Raw genomic sequence first — 23459 nt, 5'->3', positions numbered from 1 at the left:
GATAGCCTTACTGTTCACTCATCTTAATCTCTTGTAACCGGCGCTTTTCTGCTTTGGCTAACACCCACCACGCGATAAAGGTCGCACATGCCACCGCCATAATAATCAACGTTGCGAGAGCATTGATTTTAGGACTAACCCCAAGCCTTACACTGGAAAACACCACCATTGGTAACGTTGTTGCGCTTGGACCCGACACAAAACTGGCAATCACCAAATCGTCAAGCGATAACGTAAAAGCCAATAACCAGCCTGCAAGAATCGCAGGGGCAATACTTGGCAACGTAATTTGAAAAAACACTTTCCAAGGTGGCGCACCAAGATCCATCGCCGCTTCTTCTATTGAGCGATCAACCTCTTGTAATCTGGAGCTCACCACCACTGTTACATAAGCCGTACAAAAAGTGACATGCGCAATCCAAATCGTCATCATTCCACGCTGATTAAACAAATCAAATACTTGCCCTATAGCAATAAAAAGGAGTAGCAAAGACAAACCAGTGATCACTTCTGGCATCACCAATGGCGCCGTTATCATAAAGGCAAAACCCGTCTCACCTTTAAAACTACCGAAACGATTCAATACAAAGGCGGCGATTGTACCCAGAACAACCGCAGCACTGGCAGAAAGGACACCGATCAATAAGCTGAGTTTAACCCCACCCATTAGCAAATCGTCATCAAACAATTCCGAGTACCATTTGAAAGAGAATCCTGACCAAACCGTAACTAAACGATTTTCGTTAAAAGAGTAAATAATCAAGATCAAAATTGGTAAGTAAAGAAAGGTAAAACCCATCCCCAGAATCAGCCACTTCCATCGATTGTTGTAAACTGGAATATCATTCATCCTTGCGCCTCCAATTCACGCTTTTGATAACGGTGGAACCAAAGAATTGGCACCATTAATACCAGCAGCATCACGATGGCCACTGCCGAGGCCACTGGCCAATCTCGGTTATTGAAAAACTCTTGCCATAATACTTTGCCGATGAGAATTGAATCCGGCCCACCGAGCAGTTCGGGAATAACAAACTCCCCTACCGCAGGAATAAAGACCAACATCGATCCAGCAATAATGCCCGCCCGGGTCAACGGCACCAAAACGCTAAACAGCGTTGTTGCTGGTTTGGCACCTAAATCACCAGCGGCTTCAATCAATGAATAATCCACTCGCATGAGCGCGGTATACAAGGGTAAGACCATGAAAGGTAAATAGGTATAAACGATACCGATATACACCGCGATATCGGTATGCAATATTTTGAGCGGCTCATCAATGGCCCCAACCGTTAATAACACATTATTGAGTAGCCCATTGTTTTTGAGGATCCCTATCCAAGCGTACACTCGAATCAAGAAACTCGTCCATGACGGCAAAATAATGAGCATCAGCAGTACGTTACGCATCGACGGTGTAGAGTGCACAATGGCCCACGCAATAGGAAAACCGATCAATAGACACAACAACGTCGAAATAAGCGCAATGCGTATCGACTCCATATAAGAAGAGACATAGAGATCGTCTTCAAGCAGGTATTGGTAGTTACCTATATTCAACAGTAGCTGTAGTTGTTGCTCGGCATAACTAAGTAATTCAGAGTATGGCGGTATTGAAATCTGCGCTTCCGCAAAACTGATTTTAAAAACAATCAAGAATGGAAGTAAGAAAAACAGTAATAACCACCCATACGGGACGGCAAGCAATAAGCATTTGGGCGTTGGGATCACACGCCAGATATTCAATTTGGCTGATTTCATCATATTTTTAGTACCACGCAACTTTCCGTGTCCCAACTGAGCGTAACCTTCTGCTCCCACGTTGGCATATCTTTCCGTAAACGGGTGGTATTTTGTAACGTTGCCGTCACCAACTTGCCTGATGCTAAACGAACATGATAAATCGACTGATTACCCATATAGGCAATGTCTTCAACAACCCCAGAGCAGCTGTTTGCCGAATGGTTTGCACGTGTGCTCAATGTCATTTTTTCAGGGCGAACCGCGATCATCACCGAAATTCCCGGCGCACCAGAAATGCCATGATTAATATAAATTGGTTGCTCCAGCTCATGGCTTCTCACCGTACAATTGTCGTTCTGATTTGTTTCTAGGAGCCCTTCAAATATATTCACTGAGCCGATAAAGGTCGCTGAGAATTTAGAGTTAGGGTGCTCATAAATGGCTTCCGGAGAATCAATTTGAACAAACTGTCCTTTATTCATGATGGCAATTCGGCTGGCCATCGTCATGGCTTCTTCTTGATCATGTGTCACCATCACACAAGTCACGCCCACACGCTCTAGGATATCCACCACTTCGAGTTGCATTTTCTCTCTTAGGTTTTTATCTAGCGCGCCCATTGGTTCATCAAGAAGCAGCAGTTTAGGTTTTTTGGCTAAACTACGAGCGAGTGCAACACGCTGTTTTTGCCCACCAGAGAGTTGATGTGGTTTTCGTTTGGCATAGTCAGACATGTGCACCAATTCCAGCATCTGTTTGACGGTCTCATCAATTTCTTGGCGTGACATGCCATCCTGCTTTAAACCAAATGCAATGTTGCCAGCGACGGTCATGTGAGGAAACAACGCATAGGATTGGAACATCATATTCACGGGACGTCGATACGGGGGAATATCGGCCAGATCTTCACCATCTAAGATGATCTGCCCTGCGGAAGGTTGCTCAAAACCGGCGAGCATCCTTAACAAGGTTGATTTTCCGCAACCCGATGCCCCAAGCAAAGCGAAAAGTTCGCCTTGGTTGATCGTTAAATCCACACCATCTACGGCCACATGGCCATCAAAGTTTTTCGTTAATCCTCTGATTTCAAGTAATGGTTTTGGCGGTGTTGAATCCACATGTAAATGAGGACGATCGGTATCAAGTGACATCACTGTCATGGCATTCTCCAAACAAAAGCGGCGACCCGTTTAAGGCCGCCATGTTCTATCTATCTAGTTTTTGACAAAATCAGTCCACGCACGTGTCATTGCACGAGCGGTTTTATGAGGTAACATTTTTGAACTGAACAGTTTCTTTTGTGTTTCCTCGTCTGGGTAGATGCCTGGATCTTCCAGAATTTCAGCATCAATAAACTCACGTGAAGCTGGGTTCGGGTTCGCATACCAAACGTAGTTACTGATTTCTGCGATGATTTCCGGTCTTAGCAAGAAGTTAATGAAAAGATGCGCATTTTCCGGATGCTTCGCGTCTTTAGGAATGGCCATCAAATCAAACCATGCTAATGCGCCTTCTTTCGGAATGGAGTAGGCAATTTCAACACCATTATCCGCCTCTGCCGCTCGGTCCGCCGCTTGCAGAACGTCCCCTGACCAACCAATTGCGACACAAATATCACCGTTTGCTAAGTCATTAATGTATTGCGAAGAGTGGAAGTAAGTGACATATGGGCGTACGGGTTTCAATACCTCAAGTGCATCTTTCTTATAGTCATTCGGATCGGTGCTGTTTGGGTTTTTACCAACATAATTAAGCGCAGCCATCATGATCTCTGTTGGCGCATTCAAGAACCCAACACCACATTTTGACAGTTTTTCCATATTCTCTGGTTTAAACACCAAATCCCAACTGTCCACTGGGGCATCCTCTCCCAATGCGGCTTTGACTTTTTCAACGTTATAGCCAATGCCGGTTGTACCCCAAAGGTAAGGCACTGAGTAGGCATTCTCTGGGTCAACTGTTTCTGCCAGAATGCCCATAAGTTTCGGGTCTAGGTTTTTATAGTTGCTCAGCTTTTCTCTATCCAGCTTTTGGAAAGCGCCAGCTTTTGCCTGCCTACCCAAGAAATCGTTACTCGGTACGACAATGTCAAAGCCGGTATTGCCTGACAGAATTTTTGCTTCCAAAACTTCGTTAGAATCAAAAACATCATAGACCACTTCAATGCCCGTTTCCTTTTCAAACTTAGCAATGGTGTCTTCGGCAATATAATCAGACCAGTTATAGATATTGAGTACTTTGTCTTCAGCAGCAAGTGATGTTAACGGGGTTAACCCAATCGTCATCCCCAACGCTACCCCAAAGTAAGCTTTTATTTTTTCCATTTGGATCTCCGTTCCCTGTTGCGCTTTGGTGTTATCCTCGTCGGCTACTGCTGAACGTCGGCGAGTGTGTTAGTTAAAGACTGTTTTGCAAATTCAACTAAGTCGTCAATTTCAGATTTACTGATAATCAGTGGTGGTGAGCAGATCATTGAGTCTCCGACGGCTCTCAACACGACGCCATTATTAAAACAATGTTCGCGACATCGAGTACCAACATCTAACTCTTTATCGAAGCGTTCTTTGGTCTCTTTGTCCTTAACTAACTCAATCGCGCCTACCAACCCAAGACTGCGCGCCTCTCCAACCATAGGGTGGTCGGCTAATTCTGCCCAACGCTTAGCAAAATACGGTCCCGTGTCTTCTCGTACCTGATTAACGATGTTGAGACGTTGCATTTCTTTGATATTGGCGATGGCAACAGCACAAGCTGCTGGGTGACCGGAATAAGTGAAACCGTGGGCAAACTCGGTATCAGCATCAGTCAATACCTTAGCAACATGATCACGAACCATAACACCGCCTAAAGGTAAGTATCCTGATGTGATCCCCTTCGCCATACACATTAAATCTGGCTGAATGTTGAATGTTTGACTTGCGAACCACTCCCCCGTACGACCAAAACCACAAATCACTTCATCAACAATCAGTAGAATTTCATACTTGTCACAGATGCGTTGGATCTCTGGCCAATAACTCGCAGGCGGAATGATCACGCCACCCGCCCCCTGAATAGGTTCAGCAATAAAGGCAGCGACGTTTTCTTCACCCAGTTCTAAAATTTTCTCTTCAAGTTGTCTTGCCCGCTCTAAACCAAATTCCGCTTCATCTACACCATTACCTTCACCAAAATAGTAAGGCTGATCAATATGAACGATATTAGGTAAAGGAAGACCACCTTGAGCATGCATAAACGCCATACCGCCGAGGCTCGCCCCCGCCATCGTACTACCGTGGTAAGCATTTTTTCGACTGATAATGGTTTGCTTTTCTGGTTTACCAAGGCTTGCCCAGTAGTGGCGCACCATTCTCACCACGGTGTCATTACACTCAGAACCCGATCCAGTAAAGAATACGTGATTCATGCCTTCTGGTGTCACTTCAGCCAACAATGTAGATAACTCTACCGCGGGTGGATGCGTGGTTTGGAAGAACAAGTTGTAGTAAGGCAGTTCTTGCATCTGCTTGGTGGCGGCATCAATAAGAGGCTGACAGCTGTAGCCCATATTCACGCACCATAACCCGGCCATACCATCAAGGATCTTGTTATCATCCTCGTCATAGATATAAACACCTTCTGCGCGTTTAATAATGCGAGAGCCCTTATTATTTAGAGCCTTGAAGTTAGTAAAAGGGTGCAAACAATGTGCACTATCTTGTTCGATCCATTTAGACATAGTTTCTTTCCATTTTTAATATTAATAACGTGCAAGGACGACTTGCCCGCTATCTCCACAAACAAATGTTTTCCACTTAGAAGCCTCCTTTCATAGGAAATGACCTCCGTTGATACGTTAAGTTGGATTTATACGTTAAGAAGTAAGAACTCACGCTCCCAAGAACTGATCACTTGAAAGAATGTTTTGTACTCTTTGCGCTTAATCGCAACATAAGCTGAAACAAATCGATCACCGAGAATTTCTCTCAACTCATTACAATTTTCTAGCAACACCAAAGCCTCTTCCAACGTATGAGGAAGTGAATAAGGTTCGGTCGTCATATCACCGGTACTTTGTGGTGTCGGCGTGAGTTTCTCTTTCATTCCCAAGTAGCCACACGCTAGTGTTAATGCCATGGCTAAATATGGGTTCGCATCGGCACCGGCATAACGGTTTTCAATACGACGGGAATTTTTATCAGAGACGGGGACTCGAAGCCCAACCGTTCGGTTATCTTCTCCCCATGCCACATTGGTTGGTGCCGAGTCGCCAAAGACTAAACGACGATAGGAATTGATATTGGGAGCAAAAAAGGCAATCGCTGCAGGCGTATATTTTTGCATGCCGGCAATATAGTTGAGGAACAGTTCGCTGTTAGAACCATCGTCATTGGCGAACAAGTTTTTGCCATTCGCATCCACCAAGCTTTGGTGAATATGCATGGCGCTGCCTGGCTCATGCTCCATCGGTTTCGCCATAAAGGTGGCGTAAACATCATGGCGTAGCGCCGCTTCTCTGACTGTACGTTTAAATAGAAACACCTGATCAGCGCGATCCAAAGGCTCACCGTGATCGAAGTTTAATTCCATCTGTGCTGCGCCCGATTCATGAACTAACGTATCGACGTCTAAGCCCTGTATCTCACAGTAGTCATACATATCCTCAAAAATAGGATCGAATTCATTCACGGCATCAATACTGAACGACTGTCTTGCGGTTTCTGGTCTGCCATTTCGTCCAATAGGCGGCTCAAGTGGGTAGTCCCAATCGAGATTCTTTTGCACTAGGAAAAACTCAAGCTCAGGCGCGACAATCGGGCTCCAACCCTCTTTTTCATAGAGAGCCAAAACACGTCTTAATACTGCCCTTGGCGAGATTTCGACTGGATCACCATCTACCGTCTGACAGTCATGAATCACCTGAGCTGTTGGATCTTTTGCCCATGGAACAAATCTAATCGTGTTTGGATCGGGCTCTAGATTCATGTCTTTCTCAGTCAGATCGATCATACTTTCATCGTCTGGCCAATCACCGTTCACCGTTTGGAAAAAAACCACCTCGGGAAGACGCATCCCCCCTTCTCGAAGAAATTTTTTGGCGGGCATGATCTTGCCTCGTGCATTGCCTGTGATATCGGGGATAAGGCACTCAACCTCAGTAATACGATTCTCTTCAATCCATTTCTTGATTGTTTCCATAAATCCTTCTTTGCTACATTTTTCGTCCATTAAAATACGCTTCAGGCTTGCGCTAGCACGGTTAACCACTGACTGGCAACAAAATAACAATCGGATGTTTTCCTTAATCCCAATCCTCTTTCTGGCGTGCTAGGTAAAGAAAATCCCGGTTATTACTCCATCCAAAAATTCATGGATGTCTCAAAAAGCTTTATTTAGCATTGGCCTGAATCTGCTCAAAAGTCAACCGGTCATGTTAAATATTTTATAATATACCAAGCATTCATTAACATTTGAGTTACATTTGTGTTGTAATTTACTGAACATTGCGTGTATGGTTAAAAAGCAAGCAATGTGGTCTGCGGGCATTTCTGAGCCTTTATAGAACAAGGAATTTTTACGTTTAACGTGGAGGAGTCACTGTGGGTATGAGTAGTCTTGCCGATCAACCAAATAACATTAATCGACTAAAAACCAAACAAGAGCAGTTAGAGATTGCTCAATTTATTGAACGCCACCCAAACATTACGACAATTGATCTGATCTTGTTCGATATGAACGGTGTTGTAAGAGGTAAGCGGATCAACACCACCCAGTTAAGCAAAGTACTCGAGCAAGGTATTTGCTTACCCGCTTCTGTTTTTGCGCTTGATATCTGCGGTGAAACCGTCGAAGAAACTGGGCTGGGATTTGAAAAAGGCGATGGTGACCGTATCTGCCATATGGTTCCGAACTCTTTGCAGATTGTACCTTGGCAAGAAAACAGTGCCCAAGCCATCGTTACTATGTACGAGCCGGATACCAACCAACCCTTCTTTGCTGATCCAAGGCACGTACTCGCTCAACAACTCGAGAAACTTCAGAGCAAAGGTTTTCACCCTTGTATCGCGATTGAGTTGGAGTTTTATTTACAAGATCTTGAACACGATGACGCAGGAAGCCCCCAACCACCGCTTATGCCAGTGAGTGGCGATCGCATGACACAAACACAGGTTTATTCACTCGAAGAACTCGATGAATTTAAAGCGTTCTTGGATGAAGTCGTCAGCGCCTGCCAAACGCAAGGCATTCCAGCAGAAAACATCACCGCCGAATATGCTCCTGGCCAATTTGAAGTCAACCTGAAGCATTCAACTGATATCTTGTTAGCCTGCGATCATGCCATGCTGCTAAAACGTGTCGTCCGCGCTGTCGCAAAAAAACACGGTTTTCATGCCAACTTCATGGCGAAGCCTTACACGGAATATGCTGGCAGTGGCTGTCATGTCCACATCAGCTTGCAGAATAAAGATGGCATTAACATGCTCGGGCATAATGAAGATTTACTGCTTAATGCCATTGCTGGTGTATTAGAACATATGGATGAATGTATGGCTGTATTTGCGCCCAACGCAAACTCTTACCGACGCTTGCAGCCCAATATGTTCGTACCATTACATGCGTCATGGGGCTGGGATAACCGAACCGTTGCCGTAAGGGTGCCCGCCAGCGGCGTTGAAGATAAACGAATCGAACACCGTCTATCCGGTGCGGACGTAAACCCGTATCTGACCGTGTCTGTTTTGTTCGCATCCATCATTGATGGTATTGAAAGCAATCTGACACCACCAGCACCTATCGAAGGTGACGCTAATTTACTAGAGTTACAACCTCTACCAAGCTCCTGGGACAGCTCACTACAAGCATTTGCGACAAGTGCATTTTTACAAGCTAGCTTTGGCGAAGAGTTTTGCAAGGTCTATCTGGCAAACAAAAAGCATGAACAGGAAAGATTCTCAGCTCAAGTATCCCCACTTGAATACCAATGGTACCGCTAAGTTTTAATCAATATCATAAGAAAAGGACGTCAAGATGAGCACCAAACACACTCACTCTTACTATGCTGCATCAAAAAACTTGGATTTACGTTTTCCAAAATTAAAGGGTGACCATGTTGCCGATGTGTGTGTCGTTGGATCTGGTATCACGGGTGCAACTGCGGCGCTTGAGCTAGCAAACCAAGGCTTTAGCGTGATTGTATTGGAAGCAAATCGTGTGGGTTGGGGAGCATCAGGACGAAGCGGTGGTCAGGCAATTTTTGGCTGGGCAGCAGAACAGCCCACGCTCGAAAAACTTGTCGGCCAGTCGGATGCGAAAAAACTTTGGGATATTTCCATTGAGGCCTTAGCTCTGACCAAAAACAATATCAAAAAATACAACATCGACTGTGACTGGCGTGATGGCATGGTGCATTTAGGCATGAAGCCGCGCCATGATAAAGAACTTCAACAGTGGCATGATGACCTGACTGAGCGCTATGGTTATGGCTCCCTTGAAATGTGGGGTCAAAACCAAGTCCGAGAAAATATTGCCAGCGACAAGTACACGTCGGGGATGTTTGACAGCAATAGCGGCCATTTACACCCATTGAATTACACTCTCGGCATAGTCAATGCAGCGAAAGCCGCCGGCGCTCAGTTTTTTGAAGAAAGTGCGGTGACTAAAATCGAACATGGCGATCCTGCCGTTCTCTTTACTAAACAAGGCACGGTGAAAGCCAATCACGTCATTCTTGCATGTAACGCCTACATGGATGGACTTGAAAGTTCTTTAGAAAATAAAGTCATGCCCGTTGGCACTTATGTATGCGCCACTGAGCCTCTTGATGAAACTTTAACCAATGAGCTAATGAAAAACCATATCTCCGCCTGTGATATTAACTTTGTACTCGACTACTTCCGTTGCTCTGGCGACCATCGAATGTTATTTGGCGGACGAGTCAGCTATTCAGGTGTGGCACCATTTAATTTAGAGAATGCGATGCGAAAAAGAATGGTAGACATATTTCCTCAACTGAACCATGTCAAAGTCGATTTCGCCTGGGGAGGAAATGTGGCAATTACCATGAATCGCGCCCCTCATTTCGGCCGACTCAAACCCAATGTTTACTTTGCTCAAGGCTTTTCTGGCCACGGTATTGCTGCAACGGGAATGGCGGGGACCTTAATGGCCGAGTGTGTCGCAACAACGGCAGAGCGCTTTGCCATTTTCGACAAGATCCCTCATATGTCATTCCCTGGTGGGCGACTATTTCGCACCCCTGCATTGGTGTTAGCCATGTCCTACTTCCGAGTCCGTGATTTACTTTAATCATCTCGAACACAATGCGTATCAAAAGGGTCGAAAGTTCGGCCCTTAACACCGCCATCATCTCTTAGATATACTCATGTAATCGCTCTTATGACTAAAATCGACGCCTAGAAGAATGCCATGTGTTACACATCGCGCCCCTACGCATACCAACTCATCAAGTTAGTTAGGCGTGGGCGTGAAGCCCTTTCACATGTGGCACTTAAAGCAACCGACTGTTTTAGTATACACATCCCCGCGACACTGGTTCTCATTGGTCACTTGGCTGCATTCGTTTGTTTAATCCAAGCAATGAAAGATGGTATGCCCGTTGGTATTGTTCACGCACTTTGGGCAGGAGTCGCTATTGTGTCTGTCACCTTAATTTATCATTTGGTGCACCGCCAACATATGGATACCAACTTGTGGATTGGCATGGCACTTATCGCTGTGGGCGTGATGGTGATAAACTTCTCCCACGGACACGCACATTAAACCATAAGGCAACAGATTGTCAGACTCTCGAAAGCCCGCTTTAGCACTGTTTGATTTTGATGGCACCATCACTGACGAGGACATGTTTAGCGCATTCCTTCACTATGCAGTCTCTGGCCCGCGCAAGTGGTTCGGGAATGTGGTGATCATGCCATTTTACGCCCTTTTCAAGACTGGCATTATTCCGGCAAAACGAATGCGACCTATCGCCAGCTTTATTGCTTTTTTAGGGCGCAGTACCGAACAAGTCAGTACTTTGGGGGCGCAATTTGCACAAGAGGTGATCGCTCAGCACATTCGCCCCGAGGCTCAAGCCCGTTTGGACTGGCATCAAACACAAGGTGATACCATTGTCGTGGTTTCGGCTTCACTTAACGCTTACCTAAGCCCTTGGTGTAAAGGTCTGGGTTATCAATTACTTTGTAGCGAATTGCTTGGCGACAGCAAACATATTAGTGGCTTCTATTTGAGCGGTGATTGCAGCTTGAGTAGAAAAGTGGAACGTGTCAAAGCCGCTTTTGATTTAAACAAGTATCAAGCGATATATGCGTATGGTGATACTCATGAAGATATCCCAATGCTCAAACTAGCAGACCATAGGATGATGAACTGGCAACCTTGGTCTCCCGATAGCCTGAAAAGCAAAAATGAATAATCAGAAGCAAGAAACCCTTCTCTATCCAGAAGGGTTTTGTCTATTTGGAATGGAAATAAATTAGCGCCAAACGCCCCATTCACCCGTGGTACCAGGCTCTTCGCCACGCGTCCACCATTGTGCTGTCCATTCACGACCGTTGTGCGTCACAACATCACCTTGGTTGTAAATCGCATCTTTGCTCCAAAGATTGGTCGGCTCAACTGGTGGTGTGGTATCACCTTTAATCAATGACAACGCATAACTAAAATTGGCATTCGGCGCCAGTACTTGGTTCGCGTAGATATTATTCGTATCGAACATGTAATGTTTCATTGCTTCATGCCAAATGCCAACGTACCAATCACCGGTTTGTTGTGAGTTAAATTGATCGGCCAACTCTGCAGCCCACGTTGTGGTGTTGTTTGTACTGATGGCAAGCGAAAGATCAACGATCTCAGAGCCTGTTGCACTAAAGGTACGGAAACGCACGGTATCGCCCGATTCAACAGGACCAAAACCTTGCGCCACAAAATAGCCTAAAGAAGTCAGGTTGTTTGCCGGATCAGTTGGCTCGACTGGGTCAGTCGGAGGTGTCGTCCCATTTCCGCTTAACGTAATATCACTACAGTTGTAGAAACCCTCACCCACGACATCAATACGCTGCCAACGGGTAAAAAGAATGGCATCACCTGAGCGATCGGCTGGGAAGGTCACTTGAATTCGATAACGTTTTTCAGCATCAACATACACATCACCAGCGGTATCCATCAGTTCTAAATCATTCCAAGTAAGAGGCTGTGTATCATCATAAGTTGGTTTGGAAAGATAAAACTCCCAATAAGACGGGTTATGTGGCGCTTTACCAAAGAACACCATCTCAATTTGGTTATTGGTATCTAGCGTTACATTGGTACGCTGCCAGTTTGGCGATGGGATATTCAAACCTTTCTTAGCAGCATCACCCGCCGAACAAAGCTCACCGTCACGTACGATAGCTTTTACATGGGCCATATCGCGGTAATTTGGCACATTCGCGGCAATTTCACTGCGCTGCACAAATGGGTATGCACCCGATTCGTCATAAGCCGCCTGACAAGCTTGGTTTGGAATTTCATTGGTCCAAAATCCGCCATCTAAATAACAGGTGTTTTGGCGTGCGCTTGGAAACTCGACCCAGCCATGGGCATTGACATTAAAAGAGCTCAAAGCCGCGACTGCGCCCAAGCTCACCAGAGGGAGGGTTACGTATGATTTCATCATTCATCCTTACATTTGCTGACTCACTACTCGCGAATCAAGTCGCGATGTAGCAAAGCTAGCAGGATGAGATTATTTAGACGGTGAGAATTAATGCTGGCTGTGTCAGATTGCTGGTTGCTTTCCAACATTCAATGTTAACCACCACCCTACTCGACGTAGTCTTTCGACGCACTTCAAATATACGTGCTACAACAATAGGTAGCCTAACGTTGGTCCTTCGGAGTATCCATCACGACCATAGTCGTGATCGCTTTAACATGTTCACACTCCCCTAGCACATCGGCATGAAAAGCTTTATAAGACGCCAAGTCTTGAGTTTCCACTCGTAGCAAGTATTCGTTCGCGCCAGTGATATTATGGCACTCCACCACTTCATCAACAAAGCGGACGTGATCTTCAAAACCAAGCTGAGCCTGCTTCGAGTGGGATGCTAAACCGATCGATACATAAGCGACAAAACCAACGCCCATTTGTTGGTTATCCAGCACCGCACGGTAGCCTTTGATCACGCCCTTACGCTCCAAATCTTGCACTCGACGTAAAGTCGCAGATGGTGATAATCCCACACGTTCAGACAGCTCCACGTTAGAGATTCTTCCGTCTAATTTCATTATTTGCAATATTCTTTCGTCAAACCTATCCATGGTGCTCTTTTATTGTTTAATGGGCGTATTTTCATCAAATATAAGCACAAAATTGATAGCACTTCTACCTATCATTGTTCTCGACCGGTCAGAAAATGTAACCCTTTGCCCCGATGAGTGGCAGCAACAAAAATTCAGGAACACACTATGGAATATCATCAACTTGGAGCGTTGGCGCTGTTTGCGTTTGTCTCGACCTTCACTCCAGGCCCGAACAACATCATGCTTATGACCTCGGGCGCTAACGTCGGCTTTAAACGCACAATCCCTCATATGTTAGGTATTACTTTGGGTTTTGCCGCAATGTTGATTTTAGTTGGCATTGGTTTGATGGGCTTATTCCACGCTTACCCAATCACACATAGCATTCTCAAAATCTTGAGCCTGACGTACTTGTTGTACCTCACGTACAAAATTGCCACCAGCAGCAAAACCGAAGTCAAACACAATTATCAGCCAATGAGCTTTTTAGGTGCGGTGGCCTTCCAGTGGGTGAACCCAAAAGGTTGGTCTATGGCACTTACCGCCATCACGGTTTATAGCAGTGGTGGCTCTTGGCTTGATCTGGCTTTCATTGCTGGCATCTTTTGCTTGGCGAATTTACCATCCGTGACTTTTTGGACTGCCGCAGGCATGCAACTTCAACGTTGGTTAACCACATCCAAGCGAATCAAAAGCTTTAACTATTCCATGGCTGCTCTTCTGCTTTTATCGACTATCCCAATGATATAAATGACAAAAAGCAAGGATAAGTGTGATCAAGTTTTGGCAAGTCCTTTGATCGGTAAGTACAAATAATCGCCACTTATAGAGTTGGATTGGGTCATAGTCGCAATGGCAGTGAAAAGAATATTAACACCATCAAACATAAGCTTTATCGATACATTCGATTTTGGCTTTTCTTTCACTGCTTTGTCGCTTTTCTTTCTTAATAGCGACACCCCATTCATTCTGACCGACAAGCACGATGCTGACAGGTTCGTCACACAAAGTGAAATGCGGAGAAAATCTGTTTAAAAAGGCTAGCCGACTAAATGAACCGTCTGTTGTGGCCAAATGATTTTGAGAGAGCGTACCATGGTCTCATCAGTGCCGACACAATGATGCGGGGCAACTTTCGTCTTTAAGTTATTGATGGGCTGATAGCCACTGGATTGATAAACCGAGGTGAGGCCAAGCAGGGCTGAAATGCATCGCCTCTTTCTAACGCGTCCTAATGAACAGCCTCAGCAATATTTTTACTAATCCCTGCCCACATGAACCCGAATCGACGCAGACTTCAGCAATACCACAAATAGGAAAGGATTGATCGTCAATCATGACTTGCTTTTCATGCACAGCAATATGAGCGGCAAGTCTATTGCCATCCCAAAGTAGATAGTGATGGCGAGGCAATTCATTGAAATAGTGTTGGATTGGGAAAATTTTGTTTTGCTCCTTGGCAAAGCAAGTGGACAGCAAAGCTCTTAACTTAGCATCGAGTTCTTGGGTGACTTCATCATCAAGCAAGTATTCAAAGCGCATGATTTACCTTATTTATTTTTCAAATTTAAAAGTAAACCTTTGAAAACTCACTTACTGAGAGACAGCGTAAATAACAACACCACTGCCTCAACTATTACAAATACGTAAAAATCAATTTCAATTTAGCCAGATTATCATTTTTCTATAAATACCTAAAATGGGCACCAACAAAACGACGCAGCGCGGAGATAAAAGCTCTACTACGCTTATGGCGACACTCCCTATATTGAGAATATAAAGGAAACATCCGATGGCACTTGAAATCAAACCAGGTCAAACTCACATCAAATCTAAAGCAATGGTTGCATGGGCTGCCGGCGAACCTCTTAAAATGGAAGAAGTTGATGTACAGCTTCCGAAAGCGGGCGAAGTTCTTGTTCGCATCGTTGCGACTGGTGTTTGTCACACTGACGCATTCACGCTATCAGGTGACGATCCAGAAGGTATCTTCCCTTCTATCCTTGGCCACGAAGGCGGCGGTATCGTTGAAATGGTTGGCGAAGGCGTAACAAGTGTTGAAGTTGGCGACCACGTAATTCCGCTTTACACAGCAGAATGTGGTGAGTGTAAATTCTGCAAATCTGGCAAAACTAACCTATGTCAGGCAGTTCGTGAAACTCAAGGTAAAGGCCTAATGCCAGACGGCACAAGCCGCTTCTCTATCAACGGTGAGACAATCTTCCACTACATGGGTTGTTCTACTTTCTCTGAGTACACGGTTCTTCCAGAGATCTCACTAGCAAAAGTAAATAAAGAAGCACCACTTGAAGAAGTTTGTCTTCTAGGTTGTGGCGTAACCACTGGTATGGGTGCGGTACTGAACACAGCGAAAGTCGAAAAAGGCGACACCGTTGCTGTATTCGGTTTAGGCGGTATCGGTCTTTCTGCAATCATCGGTGCTCGCATGGTTGGTGCAAGCAAGATCATCGGCGTAGACATCAACGAGAGCAAGTTCGAGCTAGCAAAACAACTTGGCGCGACTGATTGCATCAACCCAATGAAGTTCGATAAGCCAATCCAAGACGTTATTGTTGAGATGACTGACGGTGGTGTTGACTACTCATTCGAATGTATCGGTAACGTAAACGTGATGCGTCAAGCACTTGAGTGTTGTCACAAAGGTTGGGGTGAGTCAGTCATCATTGGTGTTGCGGGTGCAGGTCAAGAGATCTCAACTCGTCCATTCCAACTAGTGACTGGCCGCGTATGGCGTGGTTCTGCTTTCGGTGGTGTTAAAGGCCGCTCAGAGCTTCCAGAAATCGTAAACCGTTACATGGCGGGTGAGTTCGGTCTACAAGAATTCATCACTCACACGATGGGTCTACAAGACGTGAACGAAGCATTCGAATTGATGCACAAAGGTGAATCTATCCGTACTGTTCTTCACATGGATAAGTAACCTTAAGCTTCGGCTCTCTTTTACATCGAAAGAGAGTCGCAAACTTTCACTTGCCGACTAACTAAGCCGCTCTAAGGCCCTTGTTTTATCGAGAGATGACCATGACCATTGAAAGCCTAAGCCAAGCCAAAGTATTCGGTGGTTGGCATAAACAGTACACTCACGAATCACGCGCTTTGAACTGCAACATGCGCTTCGCGATCTTCTTGCCGCCTAACGCAACCAAATCAAACCCAGTACCAGTGATTTACTGGTTGTCAGGCTTGACCTGCACCGATGAAAACTTCATGCAGAAAGCCGGAGCATTTCAAATGGCGTCTGAGTTAGGCATCGCCATTGTGGCACCGGATACCAGCCCACGTGGCGACGATGTTGCAGATGATGAGAACTACGATCTAGGTAACGGTGCAGGTTTCTACCTAAACGCAACTCAAGAGCCGTGGTCACGTCACTACCACATGTACGACTACATCACTCAAGAGCTACCTGCAATCATTGAAAGCAACTTCCCAGTCTCTGACGTGAAGTCGATTTCGGGCCACAGCATGGGTGGCCACGGTGCGATCACCATTGGTCTAAAAAATTCACAGCAGTACCGCTCAATTTCAGCATTTAGCCCAATCAGCAACCCAATGAAATGCCCTTGGGGTCAGAAAGCGTTTACCGCTTACCTAGGCACTGATATTGAAAGTTGGAAACAGTACGATGCGAGCGAGCTTCTCAAACAAAGCCAATCGCCACTGCCAATCTTGGTTGATCAAGGTGATGCAGATAACTTCCTCGCGGAACAATTAAAGCCTGAAGCGTTACTGGCAGCAGCCAAAACACACAATTCAGCGTTAAAGCTTCGTATGCAGCCAGGCTATGACCACAGCTACTTCTTTATCTCGAGCTTTATTGCTGAACACTTGAACTTCCACGCCAAGTATTTGTTTGCATAACAAGAGACTCGAACTTGAAAAACCACCAGAGGACACTCCGATCAATGGTGGTTCATCCAATATCCGAATCTCAGATTAAGATTACATGGATTGGACCGTCTTCGGGTTGTCGCCATATTGGTTTGTTCCCTCTTCGCTGTCTTGCACCAAGAAATACAGCATGACTAAAAAGCCGATGATTGGGATAATGGCGATGAATACCCACCAACCTGTACGATCCGTATCATGCAGGCGACGTACGGTCACAGCAAGCGAAGGAATAAGGATAAACAGCGCATAAAGCACGCCAAACAAGCCAAAGTTTTCGATTTGAAATACATTACCCATAATACGGTCAATGATGTTCATCACTAAATTGACCAAGATATTCACCAAAGTAAAATACCAATACTCTTGCCGCCTGGCTCGTCCACTAAATCCGGTGTAATTGCGGATCACCCCCAAATACCAATCAAACATATTCTCTCTCCTTCTGCCTACTCACCGTTTGACTACTGAGCATCAAATACGCTATTCACTGACTATATACCCTTTATAAAGGTATCGTATTGTTCCAATTTATTTTGATATTTCACCTATCGACCCTGGCTAATAGTGTTAATCACCATGATTTAAATATGGACCAAGTTTGACTTCCTGATCAATTTAGCTGATAAGCACATATATAAAATGAAATTCCAACGTTAAACGGAAAACATAATGAAAAAATTCATGCGAGCAATGCTGCTACTGCTAGTCATTGCCATAGGTGTATTGGCTTGGATGTTTATTCCATCTCATGAAACAATGGGGCAAAAGACCCTTGAAGAAGTACTCAACGATAACTATGTCCTGATCGGCCACCGCATTCATTCGACTGACCCGGATGCAGGTAATATGTTTGGCTACTTTGTGGTTAGCAAGGGCAACGGCATTGACGATGCCGAACCATTTTTGGTCACGTCAGATCAATTTATTCGCATGGAGCAGACTGGCGAAAATACTTTATCGCTAACGGTCAACGGACGCATCTATCGTTACCACAACGATCTGTGGGTAGCTAACACAGAGGGCAAACTGCAACACTGGCTTGTTAGTGCAACCGCTAACTACGTGCGCTAATTCGTTCCTCAACACCTAATAACATAAAAGCCCCGCGGAATACGCGAGGCTTTTGTTTGTCTAAGGCATACTTATAGCAATCGTAGTAAATAACTGTTCATTTACTTACTGTGATTAGTATTAAGCTAAGACTAAAGCACTTTCTCTCGGATCACTTTCATAACACCAGAGTCACGGTTACTTGGTGCAGAAAAACGGGCCACTTTCTTCACCGCTTCGTGGGCATTTTCCATCGCGTAGGAATGTTCACTCACTTTGAGCATCTCTATGTCATTGAAGTAATCACCAAACGCCATGGTTTCTTCTGGGCCAAAGTTCATCGTCTCTTGCAAATGCTTGATTGCCGCCCCCTTTGATGCTTGCGCATTCATGATATCTAGCCAAATTTTTGCACTCACTACGACTTGATGAGTGTCATCAAATTTTGCCTTCATCGTTGGATAAACCAACTCTTCTGTACCACCAAAATGACAAATCGCAACCTTGATAAAATCATCTTCAACCGCCAACAGATCGGGCACGTACTCGCAGCGATGGTAGTATTTTTGGAACTCTTCCAGTGCGTGGGGGGCTTTGGTCTCGATATAAGCTGAACGTTTACCGCACAATACGAGGTGCGTCCCTTCAACTGCGCGAGCCGCTTTTACAATCTCATCAATTTCTGCTTTTGGAATCGTGCAGCTATACAGCTCTTTATCTTGATACATCACCAAGGTGCCGTTTTCCGCCACATAAATCATACGATCTTGAATCGGTGAAAACGTATCGCGCAAACTGTAATACTGACGACCCGATGCAGCCGAAAACAAAATGCCCTTCTCTTCTAACTGCAAAAACAGATCAAAGAAATCAGGGTCTAAACGACCGTATTGGTCAAGCAAGGTGCCATCCATATCGGCGGCGATAAATTTAATACTAGCTTGTGACATCAACTTAAACTCTATAAATGGTGCAGCGCAAATCACTCAAAAAGTGAAGCAAGGCTGCTAAAAATTAGCTAGTAAGGTACAGGATCTTGGATGAATCTCAAGATGAAATCGCCTCAGAAATCAAGATAGCAATCCCTCTCAAAACAGGTACAATCCTCGCTCGATTTTTATTCGCGTGGACTCTCAATCATGCACTCGCCTGAACAATGCTTTACTCGATTTGCTGCAGACATTTCTGGCTACGATTTGCCAGCGCAGTTTACGTTTCCGTTCTACTACACGCCTCATCCATTGTGTGTGTTGGCTGCTGAGCAATTGCAACAGCACCTAATGACACAAACTGACTTCGAACATGATTTCGGGCTTGAGAATGAGCAAAGCGGACGCGGCAAGATGTTCGGAGTTTTGCTAGTACGTAACCCACAAGGTGAGCTTGGTTTTTTCAGCGCCTTTTCCGGCAAGATTGCTGATCAGAATTTACTACCCGGTTTTGTTCCGCCAGTGTTCGATATGCTGACAGAAGAAGGATTTTTCCGCAACGAAACCGACGCAATCAACGCGGCAAATGCACAGTACAAAGCCTTTGCTGCCAATCCAGAACTAGCACAACTGAAAGCTGAAATTAAAGCCGACCGCACGGCTTATGCGCAAGAAGAAAATGCCCACCGCCAAGTGATGATTGCAAGACGTGCAGAACGCAAACAGCAGCGTAAGCAAGGTGAGCAAACGCTAAGTTCAGAAGAGTTAAAAGCGCTGTTGGACGATTTGGGCAAACAGAGCGTGGCTGAAAAAAACGTCCTCAAGTACCTCAAGCAAGCTTGGGATGAAAAGTTAGCAATCAAAGAAGTGCGCCTATCAGAGTTAGAGCAGACATTGGCATCGCTAAAAGAGCAACGCAGAGTCTTGTCTAATGCCCTGCAACACAAACTGCATAAACAATACCAATTCTTAGATAATCGAAGTGCAAAACGCGACTTAGTTGACATTTTTGCCCATACCACTAACCCAGTGCCACCAGCAGGTTCAGGTGAGTGTGCGGCACCTAAATTACTTCAATTTGCATATAAACATGGCTACCAACCGCTTGCTTTAGCGGAGTTTTGGTGGGGCGCTTCACCTAAGTCGGAAGTGCGCCAACACAAGAAATTCTACCCATCGTGCAACAGTAAGTGTCAGCCAATTTTGGGCCATATGATGCAAGGCTTGGAGGTGGAAGCAAACCCATTAGCAGAGAACTGGGCAGAAGACAAAGAGCTAGAAATCCTATACCAAGACGAAGCAATGGTGATAGTGAACAAGCCTTCTGGCTTGCTTTCCGTTCCGGGTAAAACCATCAAAGATTCAGCCTATACGCGCCTACAAACTCTGTTCCCAGACGTAGAAGGCCCATTTGTGATTCATCGTTTGGATATGGCGACGTCGGGCATTTTGGTATTTGCTTTGACCAAACGGGCGAATAAGAGCCTGCAAAAACAGTTCATCAGCCGTGGTGTACAAAAGCGTTATATGGCGCTGCTAGAAGGTATATTAACCGAGTCTGAAGGTGAGATCTCACTGCCAATGCGTGGTGACCCTGACGACCGACCACGCCAGCTTGTGTGCTTTGAACATGGTAAGCCAGCCGAAACTTACTGGCAGTTAATTGAAGTGAAAGGCGAGCGTAGCAAGGTGTACATGTACCCAAAAACCGGACGTACTCACCAATTACGTGTGCACTGCGCGCACCATATGGGTTTGAACATGCCCATGGTCGGCGATGGCCTGTATGGCGAGAAAGCTAACCGCCTGCACTTGCATGCGGAGATGTTAGAGTTGAACCATCCTTACAGCAAAGAACGCATGCGATTTCAGGCTGATTGTGAATTCTAGTGCCTGCGAGTCGGGGAATACACCTCGACACCGCATCCGCATCCGCATCCGCATCCGCAAGGTAATGCTGTTCTAAATAGCTCTAAAACACCACCTGTTACTGCGTACTCTTATTTAAAGAAAGCTGTCCTATACTCATTCCAACCGTCCCGATATTTTTGATAAGGTTGAATATGAAGGAACTTGCCAAACTTGCCCAGCCAGGCGCACTCACAGACCCAACCACTCACGCTGAGTTTTTAACCTTTGCGCTTAAGGACCAATGGATGCACATCGATGAGATTACGTCCGCCCTTTCACAACTGCCGGGCATCGAGAAATCGATCCGACAAAAAGACCCTTCGGCCAATCTGAGTGTCACTTATGGCTTTTCAGCTAACGCTTGGCCTATGCTTTTTCCTGATGTTGCATTGCCATCAGAGTTACATCCATTTCCTCAAATGGAAAATGGTCCAAGACGCTTTCCCTCTACTGAGGGTGACATTTTCTTAATGATCAAATCAGAACGAAAAGACCTTAACTTCCAGGTAGCCAAGTACAGCGCAAAAGCACTCAAAACAATTACAAACTTAATCGAAGATGTTCAAGGCTTTAAGTACCTAGATAATCGAGACATGATTGACTTTGTTGATGGCACGGAAAACCCAATCGATCATGAGCGCATCGCCTCTGTTGTCGTCGCCAACGGGAATGAAAACGAAATCGGTGGCAGCTATTTAGTGGTTCAACGTTATGTCGATCGTGATAATGACTGGGATGCATTACCTACAGAGCAGCAAGAGATGGTAGTCGGTCGAACGAAAATGGATGACATTGAACTAGACGATGACACCAAACCCGTTTGGGCGCATAACGCGAAAAGCAAAGTAGAAATTGAGGGGGAAGAGATCAAAATGTTTCGTCAAAACCGTCCTTACGGCAATGCGTTAGAGCACGGAACTATGTTCGTCGGATTTTCCGCTTCGGTTTCGGTTATTGAAACCTCTCTCACTCAAATGATTCATGCTGACGATCAAGGCCATTACGATCGGCTGCTGGATTTCGTAGAAGCTAAAACGGGGAACAATTACTTTGTTCCGCCGACTTCCTTCCTTGAACAACGTTTTGAAGACTGAACGAAAACGCCCCTCTATTCGATAGCGTTGTAAAAACAAGAAGAGTGGTAAATCAATCCACTCTTCTTGTCACACCAATTTCACTAAATCCATCACCATCAATCAATCAATGAACGATGTTAACTCACCTTAAACTTCGTCCACACCTGCGAGCGCCAGCGTCTTGCCATGATGATACCTCGTACCCATTCATCCAGGGCAATCGCCATCCATGCGCCAATGACACCATAGCCAAGATGAATACCGAAGATATAGGAGAACACGACACCTAATCCCCACATACTCAGAATCCCCATTTGAACAGGGAACTTAATATCACCCGCTCCTTTCAGTGCCGAGATGAAAATTAAGTTAAATACGCGCCCGGCTTCTAGCAGGATCGACCCCATAATCAGAGTGCCGGTCAACGCCAAGATTTCGGGCTGATCGGTGAACACCGCTAAAATGTCATCACGGAAAAAATAAACCAAAGCCGTCACAACGGTTGAGGCTACAAAACCCACCAAGAAGTAGATTTGTACGCGCTTAAGAATACTGGTTACCCAACCTTTGCCAATGTAGTACCCCGTCTGGATTTGCGCGGCCTGACCGATTGCCAACGCAAACGCAAACGAGAAACGTGCAATATTTTGCGCATAAGTCAGAGCGGCAAGTGATGATGTGCCCATCTGTACCACAAAGTAGACAATACAGATTTGTGCCATATTGTAAGATAGCACCTCTCCAGCGTTCATACCGCCAATCTTGAGAATCTTTTTATAAACCTCACCCGGCACTTGCTTAAACTTAGACATTGGCACTTCAATGCGGCTACGGGTAAGAATCACGCCAAGCATCAATGTTCCAATCACTTGGCTAACCACAGTTGCCACTGCAACCCCCTCTACACCATACACCGGTAAACCGAACGGTTGATAAAGAGCAATATAGTTACCAATAATGTTAAACACGCCACTGATCAAGTTCACTACCATTGGCGAACGTGAATAGCCATGGCTACGCAAAATCGTTGTGAAAACAATACCCATGGTGACGTTAAACGTCATTGCACCGCTGATCAGCAGATATTCACGAGCATACTGTTCCACTTGAGCTTCAAGGCCGTAATACGGTAAGAAGAACACCGCACCAATGACAGCGAGCACACTAAGAAACACACCCACAATCACCGACAGTACAATACTCGCAACGCCGACGTTCACTGAATCATTCTCACGCCCTGCACCGTTATATTGCGCAATCAATATCCCTGTTCCGCTGCTAACGAAAGTCGAAACAATGATAAGGAAGAACGTAAGTTGAGTGATAACACCGACCGCAGATACCGCTTTATCTGAGTAACCACTTAGCATGAACACATCACTAGTGCCTAGTGCTGTCCTTAGCAGTATTTCAACAAGTATCGGCCAAGCCAATGCCACAATGGACATGCGCTGGTTGATGTTTTGGCTTTTCGGCATCTATCTGACCTTTCTTAAAACTAAAAACTGCTCCACAGAAAACTGTGAAGCAGTTGGTATTATTGACTGATTTTGTG

The 23459-nt window shown here is 45.3% G+C and carries 22 protein-coding genes; 10 read left to right on the top strand and 12 right to left on the bottom strand.

All coding sequences use genetic code 11. From position 1 onward, the window contains the following. Positions 1-7 precede the first annotated feature (7 nt). The 6 genes from AK966_RS11565 to AK966_RS11540 all read right to left on the bottom strand — a co-directional run bounded on the left by AK966_RS11565 (position 8) and on the right by AK966_RS11540 (position 6921). Positions 8-850, bottom strand: a complete 843-nt coding sequence (locus AK966_RS11565; protein ID WP_099078377.1) for an ABC transporter permease subunit — start codon at positions 848-850, stop codon at positions 8-10. Next, a complete protein-coding gene (potH, locus tag AK966_RS11560; protein ID WP_099078378.1) occupies positions 847-1764 on the bottom strand; it encodes a putrescine ABC transporter permease PotH in 918 nt (305 codons plus the stop codon). Before potH ends, AK966_RS11565 begins: the two co-directional genes overlap by 4 nt. Further along, on the bottom strand, positions 1761-2903 hold the full coding sequence (gene potA / locus AK966_RS11555) for a polyamine ABC transporter ATP-binding protein (RefSeq protein WP_099078379.1): 1143 nt from the start codon (positions 2901-2903) through the stop codon (positions 1761-1763). Before potA ends, potH begins: the two co-directional genes overlap by 4 nt. A gap of 54 nt (positions 2904-2957) precedes the next feature. Further along, the gene (locus tag AK966_RS11550) at positions 2958-4067 is read right to left on the bottom strand and encodes an extracellular solute-binding protein (protein ID WP_099078380.1); all 1110 of its coding nucleotides are present in this window, start codon (positions 4065-4067) and stop codon (positions 2958-2960) included. Positions 4068-4111: 44 nt separating this feature from the next. After that, complete coding sequence (locus AK966_RS11545) at positions 4112-5461, bottom strand: aspartate aminotransferase family protein (RefSeq protein ID WP_099078381.1); 1350 nt, start codon at positions 5459-5461, stop codon at positions 4112-4114. A gap of 128 nt (positions 5462-5589) precedes the next feature. Then, positions 5590-6921 (bottom strand): glutamine synthetase family protein, encoded by a 1332-nt coding sequence (locus AK966_RS11540; RefSeq protein ID WP_119464200.1) that lies wholly within the window; start codon positions 6919-6921, stop codon positions 5590-5592. A gap of 407 nt (positions 6922-7328) precedes the next feature. Here AK966_RS11540 and AK966_RS11535 point away from each other — a divergent pair, with 407 nt between their 5' ends. The 4 genes from AK966_RS11535 to AK966_RS11520 all read left to right on the top strand — a co-directional run bounded on the left by AK966_RS11535 (position 7329) and on the right by AK966_RS11520 (position 11158). Next, on the top strand, positions 7329-8717 hold the full coding sequence (locus AK966_RS11535) for a glutamine synthetase family protein (protein ID WP_099078382.1): 1389 nt from the start codon (positions 7329-7331) through the stop codon (positions 8715-8717). A 34-nt stretch (positions 8718-8751) separates the two neighbouring features. Further along, the gene (locus AK966_RS11530; RefSeq protein ID WP_119464189.1) at positions 8752-10029 is read left to right on the top strand and encodes an FAD-binding oxidoreductase; all 1278 of its coding nucleotides are present in this window, start codon (positions 8752-8754) and stop codon (positions 10027-10029) included. Positions 10030-10149: 120 nt separating this feature from the next. After that, on the top strand, positions 10150-10503 hold the full coding sequence (locus AK966_RS11525) for a multidrug efflux SMR transporter (protein WP_119464188.1): 354 nt from the start codon (positions 10150-10152) through the stop codon (positions 10501-10503). Positions 10504-10519: 16 nt separating this feature from the next. Then, positions 10520-11158, top strand: a complete 639-nt coding sequence (locus tag AK966_RS11520) for an HAD family hydrolase (RefSeq protein ID WP_119464187.1) — start codon at positions 10520-10522, stop codon at positions 11156-11158. 60 nt (positions 11159-11218) lie between these two features. Here AK966_RS11520 and AK966_RS11515 read toward each other — a convergent pair whose 3' ends face one another. After that, the gene (locus AK966_RS11515; protein WP_119464186.1) at positions 11219-12397 is read right to left on the bottom strand and encodes a lytic polysaccharide monooxygenase; all 1179 of its coding nucleotides are present in this window, start codon (positions 12395-12397) and stop codon (positions 11219-11221) included. A gap of 206 nt (positions 12398-12603) precedes the next feature. Then, on the bottom strand, positions 12604-13044 hold the full coding sequence (locus tag AK966_RS11510) for an Lrp/AsnC family transcriptional regulator (protein WP_099078387.1): 441 nt from the start codon (positions 13042-13044) through the stop codon (positions 12604-12606). Between the two features lie 147 nt (positions 13045-13191). On the opposite strand from AK966_RS11510, the gene AK966_RS11505 reads away from it, so the two are divergent. After that, positions 13192-13776 carry a LysE family translocator gene (locus AK966_RS11505; RefSeq protein ID WP_119464185.1) on the top strand — a complete coding sequence of 195 codons (585 nt, stop codon included), beginning with the start codon at positions 13192-13194 and terminating at the stop codon, positions 13774-13776. A gap of 471 nt (positions 13777-14247) precedes the next feature. On the opposite strand, the gene AK966_RS20160 is transcribed toward AK966_RS11505, so the two are convergent. Further along, the gene (locus AK966_RS20160; RefSeq protein ID WP_259343752.1) at positions 14248-14568 is read right to left on the bottom strand and encodes a GNAT family N-acetyltransferase; all 321 of its coding nucleotides are present in this window, start codon (positions 14566-14568) and stop codon (positions 14248-14250) included. A 250-nt stretch (positions 14569-14818) separates the two neighbouring features. Here AK966_RS20160 and AK966_RS11490 point away from each other — a divergent pair, with 250 nt between their 5' ends. Both AK966_RS11490 and fghA read left to right on the top strand, forming a co-directional pair. Then, positions 14819-15967, top strand: a complete 1149-nt coding sequence (locus tag AK966_RS11490) for an S-(hydroxymethyl)glutathione dehydrogenase/class III alcohol dehydrogenase (RefSeq protein WP_099078392.1) — start codon at positions 14819-14821, stop codon at positions 15965-15967. Positions 15968-16068: 101 nt separating this feature from the next. Continuing rightward, the gene (gene fghA / locus AK966_RS11485; protein WP_099078393.1) at positions 16069-16908 is read left to right on the top strand and encodes an S-formylglutathione hydrolase; all 840 of its coding nucleotides are present in this window, start codon (positions 16069-16071) and stop codon (positions 16906-16908) included. Between the two features lie 81 nt (positions 16909-16989). Here the strand turns inward: fghA and AK966_RS11480 are convergent, their stop codons facing one another. Next, entirely contained in the window at positions 16990-17367 is a 378-nt protein-coding gene (locus AK966_RS11480; protein ID WP_099078394.1) for a DUF805 domain-containing protein, read from the bottom strand. 240 nt (positions 17368-17607) lie between these two features. On the opposite strand from AK966_RS11480, the gene AK966_RS11475 reads away from it, so the two are divergent. Next, positions 17608-18009 (top strand): hypothetical protein, encoded by a 402-nt coding sequence (locus AK966_RS11475; protein ID WP_172438064.1) that lies wholly within the window; start codon positions 17608-17610, stop codon positions 18007-18009. A 131-nt stretch (positions 18010-18140) separates the two neighbouring features. Here AK966_RS11475 and AK966_RS11470 read toward each other — a convergent pair whose 3' ends face one another. Beyond that, complete coding sequence (locus tag AK966_RS11470) at positions 18141-18938, bottom strand: HAD family hydrolase (RefSeq protein WP_099078396.1); 798 nt, start codon at positions 18936-18938, stop codon at positions 18141-18143. A gap of 189 nt (positions 18939-19127) precedes the next feature. Between AK966_RS11470 and AK966_RS11465 the strand changes: the two genes are divergently transcribed. Next, positions 19128-20807, top strand: a complete 1680-nt coding sequence (locus tag AK966_RS11465) for an RluA family pseudouridine synthase (protein ID WP_099078397.1) — start codon at positions 19128-19130, stop codon at positions 20805-20807. Positions 20808-20980: 173 nt separating this feature from the next. Continuing rightward, positions 20981-21922: a Dyp-type peroxidase gene (locus AK966_RS11460; protein WP_099078398.1), complete on the top strand. Its 942-nt coding sequence runs from the start codon at positions 20981-20983 to the stop codon at positions 21920-21922. A gap of 119 nt (positions 21923-22041) precedes the next feature. Here AK966_RS11460 and AK966_RS11455 read toward each other — a convergent pair whose 3' ends face one another. Next, a complete protein-coding gene (locus AK966_RS11455; RefSeq protein WP_119464183.1) occupies positions 22042-23382 on the bottom strand; it encodes an MATE family efflux transporter in 1341 nt (446 codons plus the stop codon). Positions 23383-23459 lie beyond the last annotated feature (77 nt).

This window comes from Vibrio sp. PID23_8 (assembly GCF_003584965.1).
Classification (GTDB): Bacteria; Pseudomonadota; Gammaproteobacteria; order Enterobacterales; family Vibrionaceae; genus Vibrio.
Note: the sequence above shows the minus strand (reverse complement) of the source record. Positions and strands in the feature narration are given on the sequence as shown.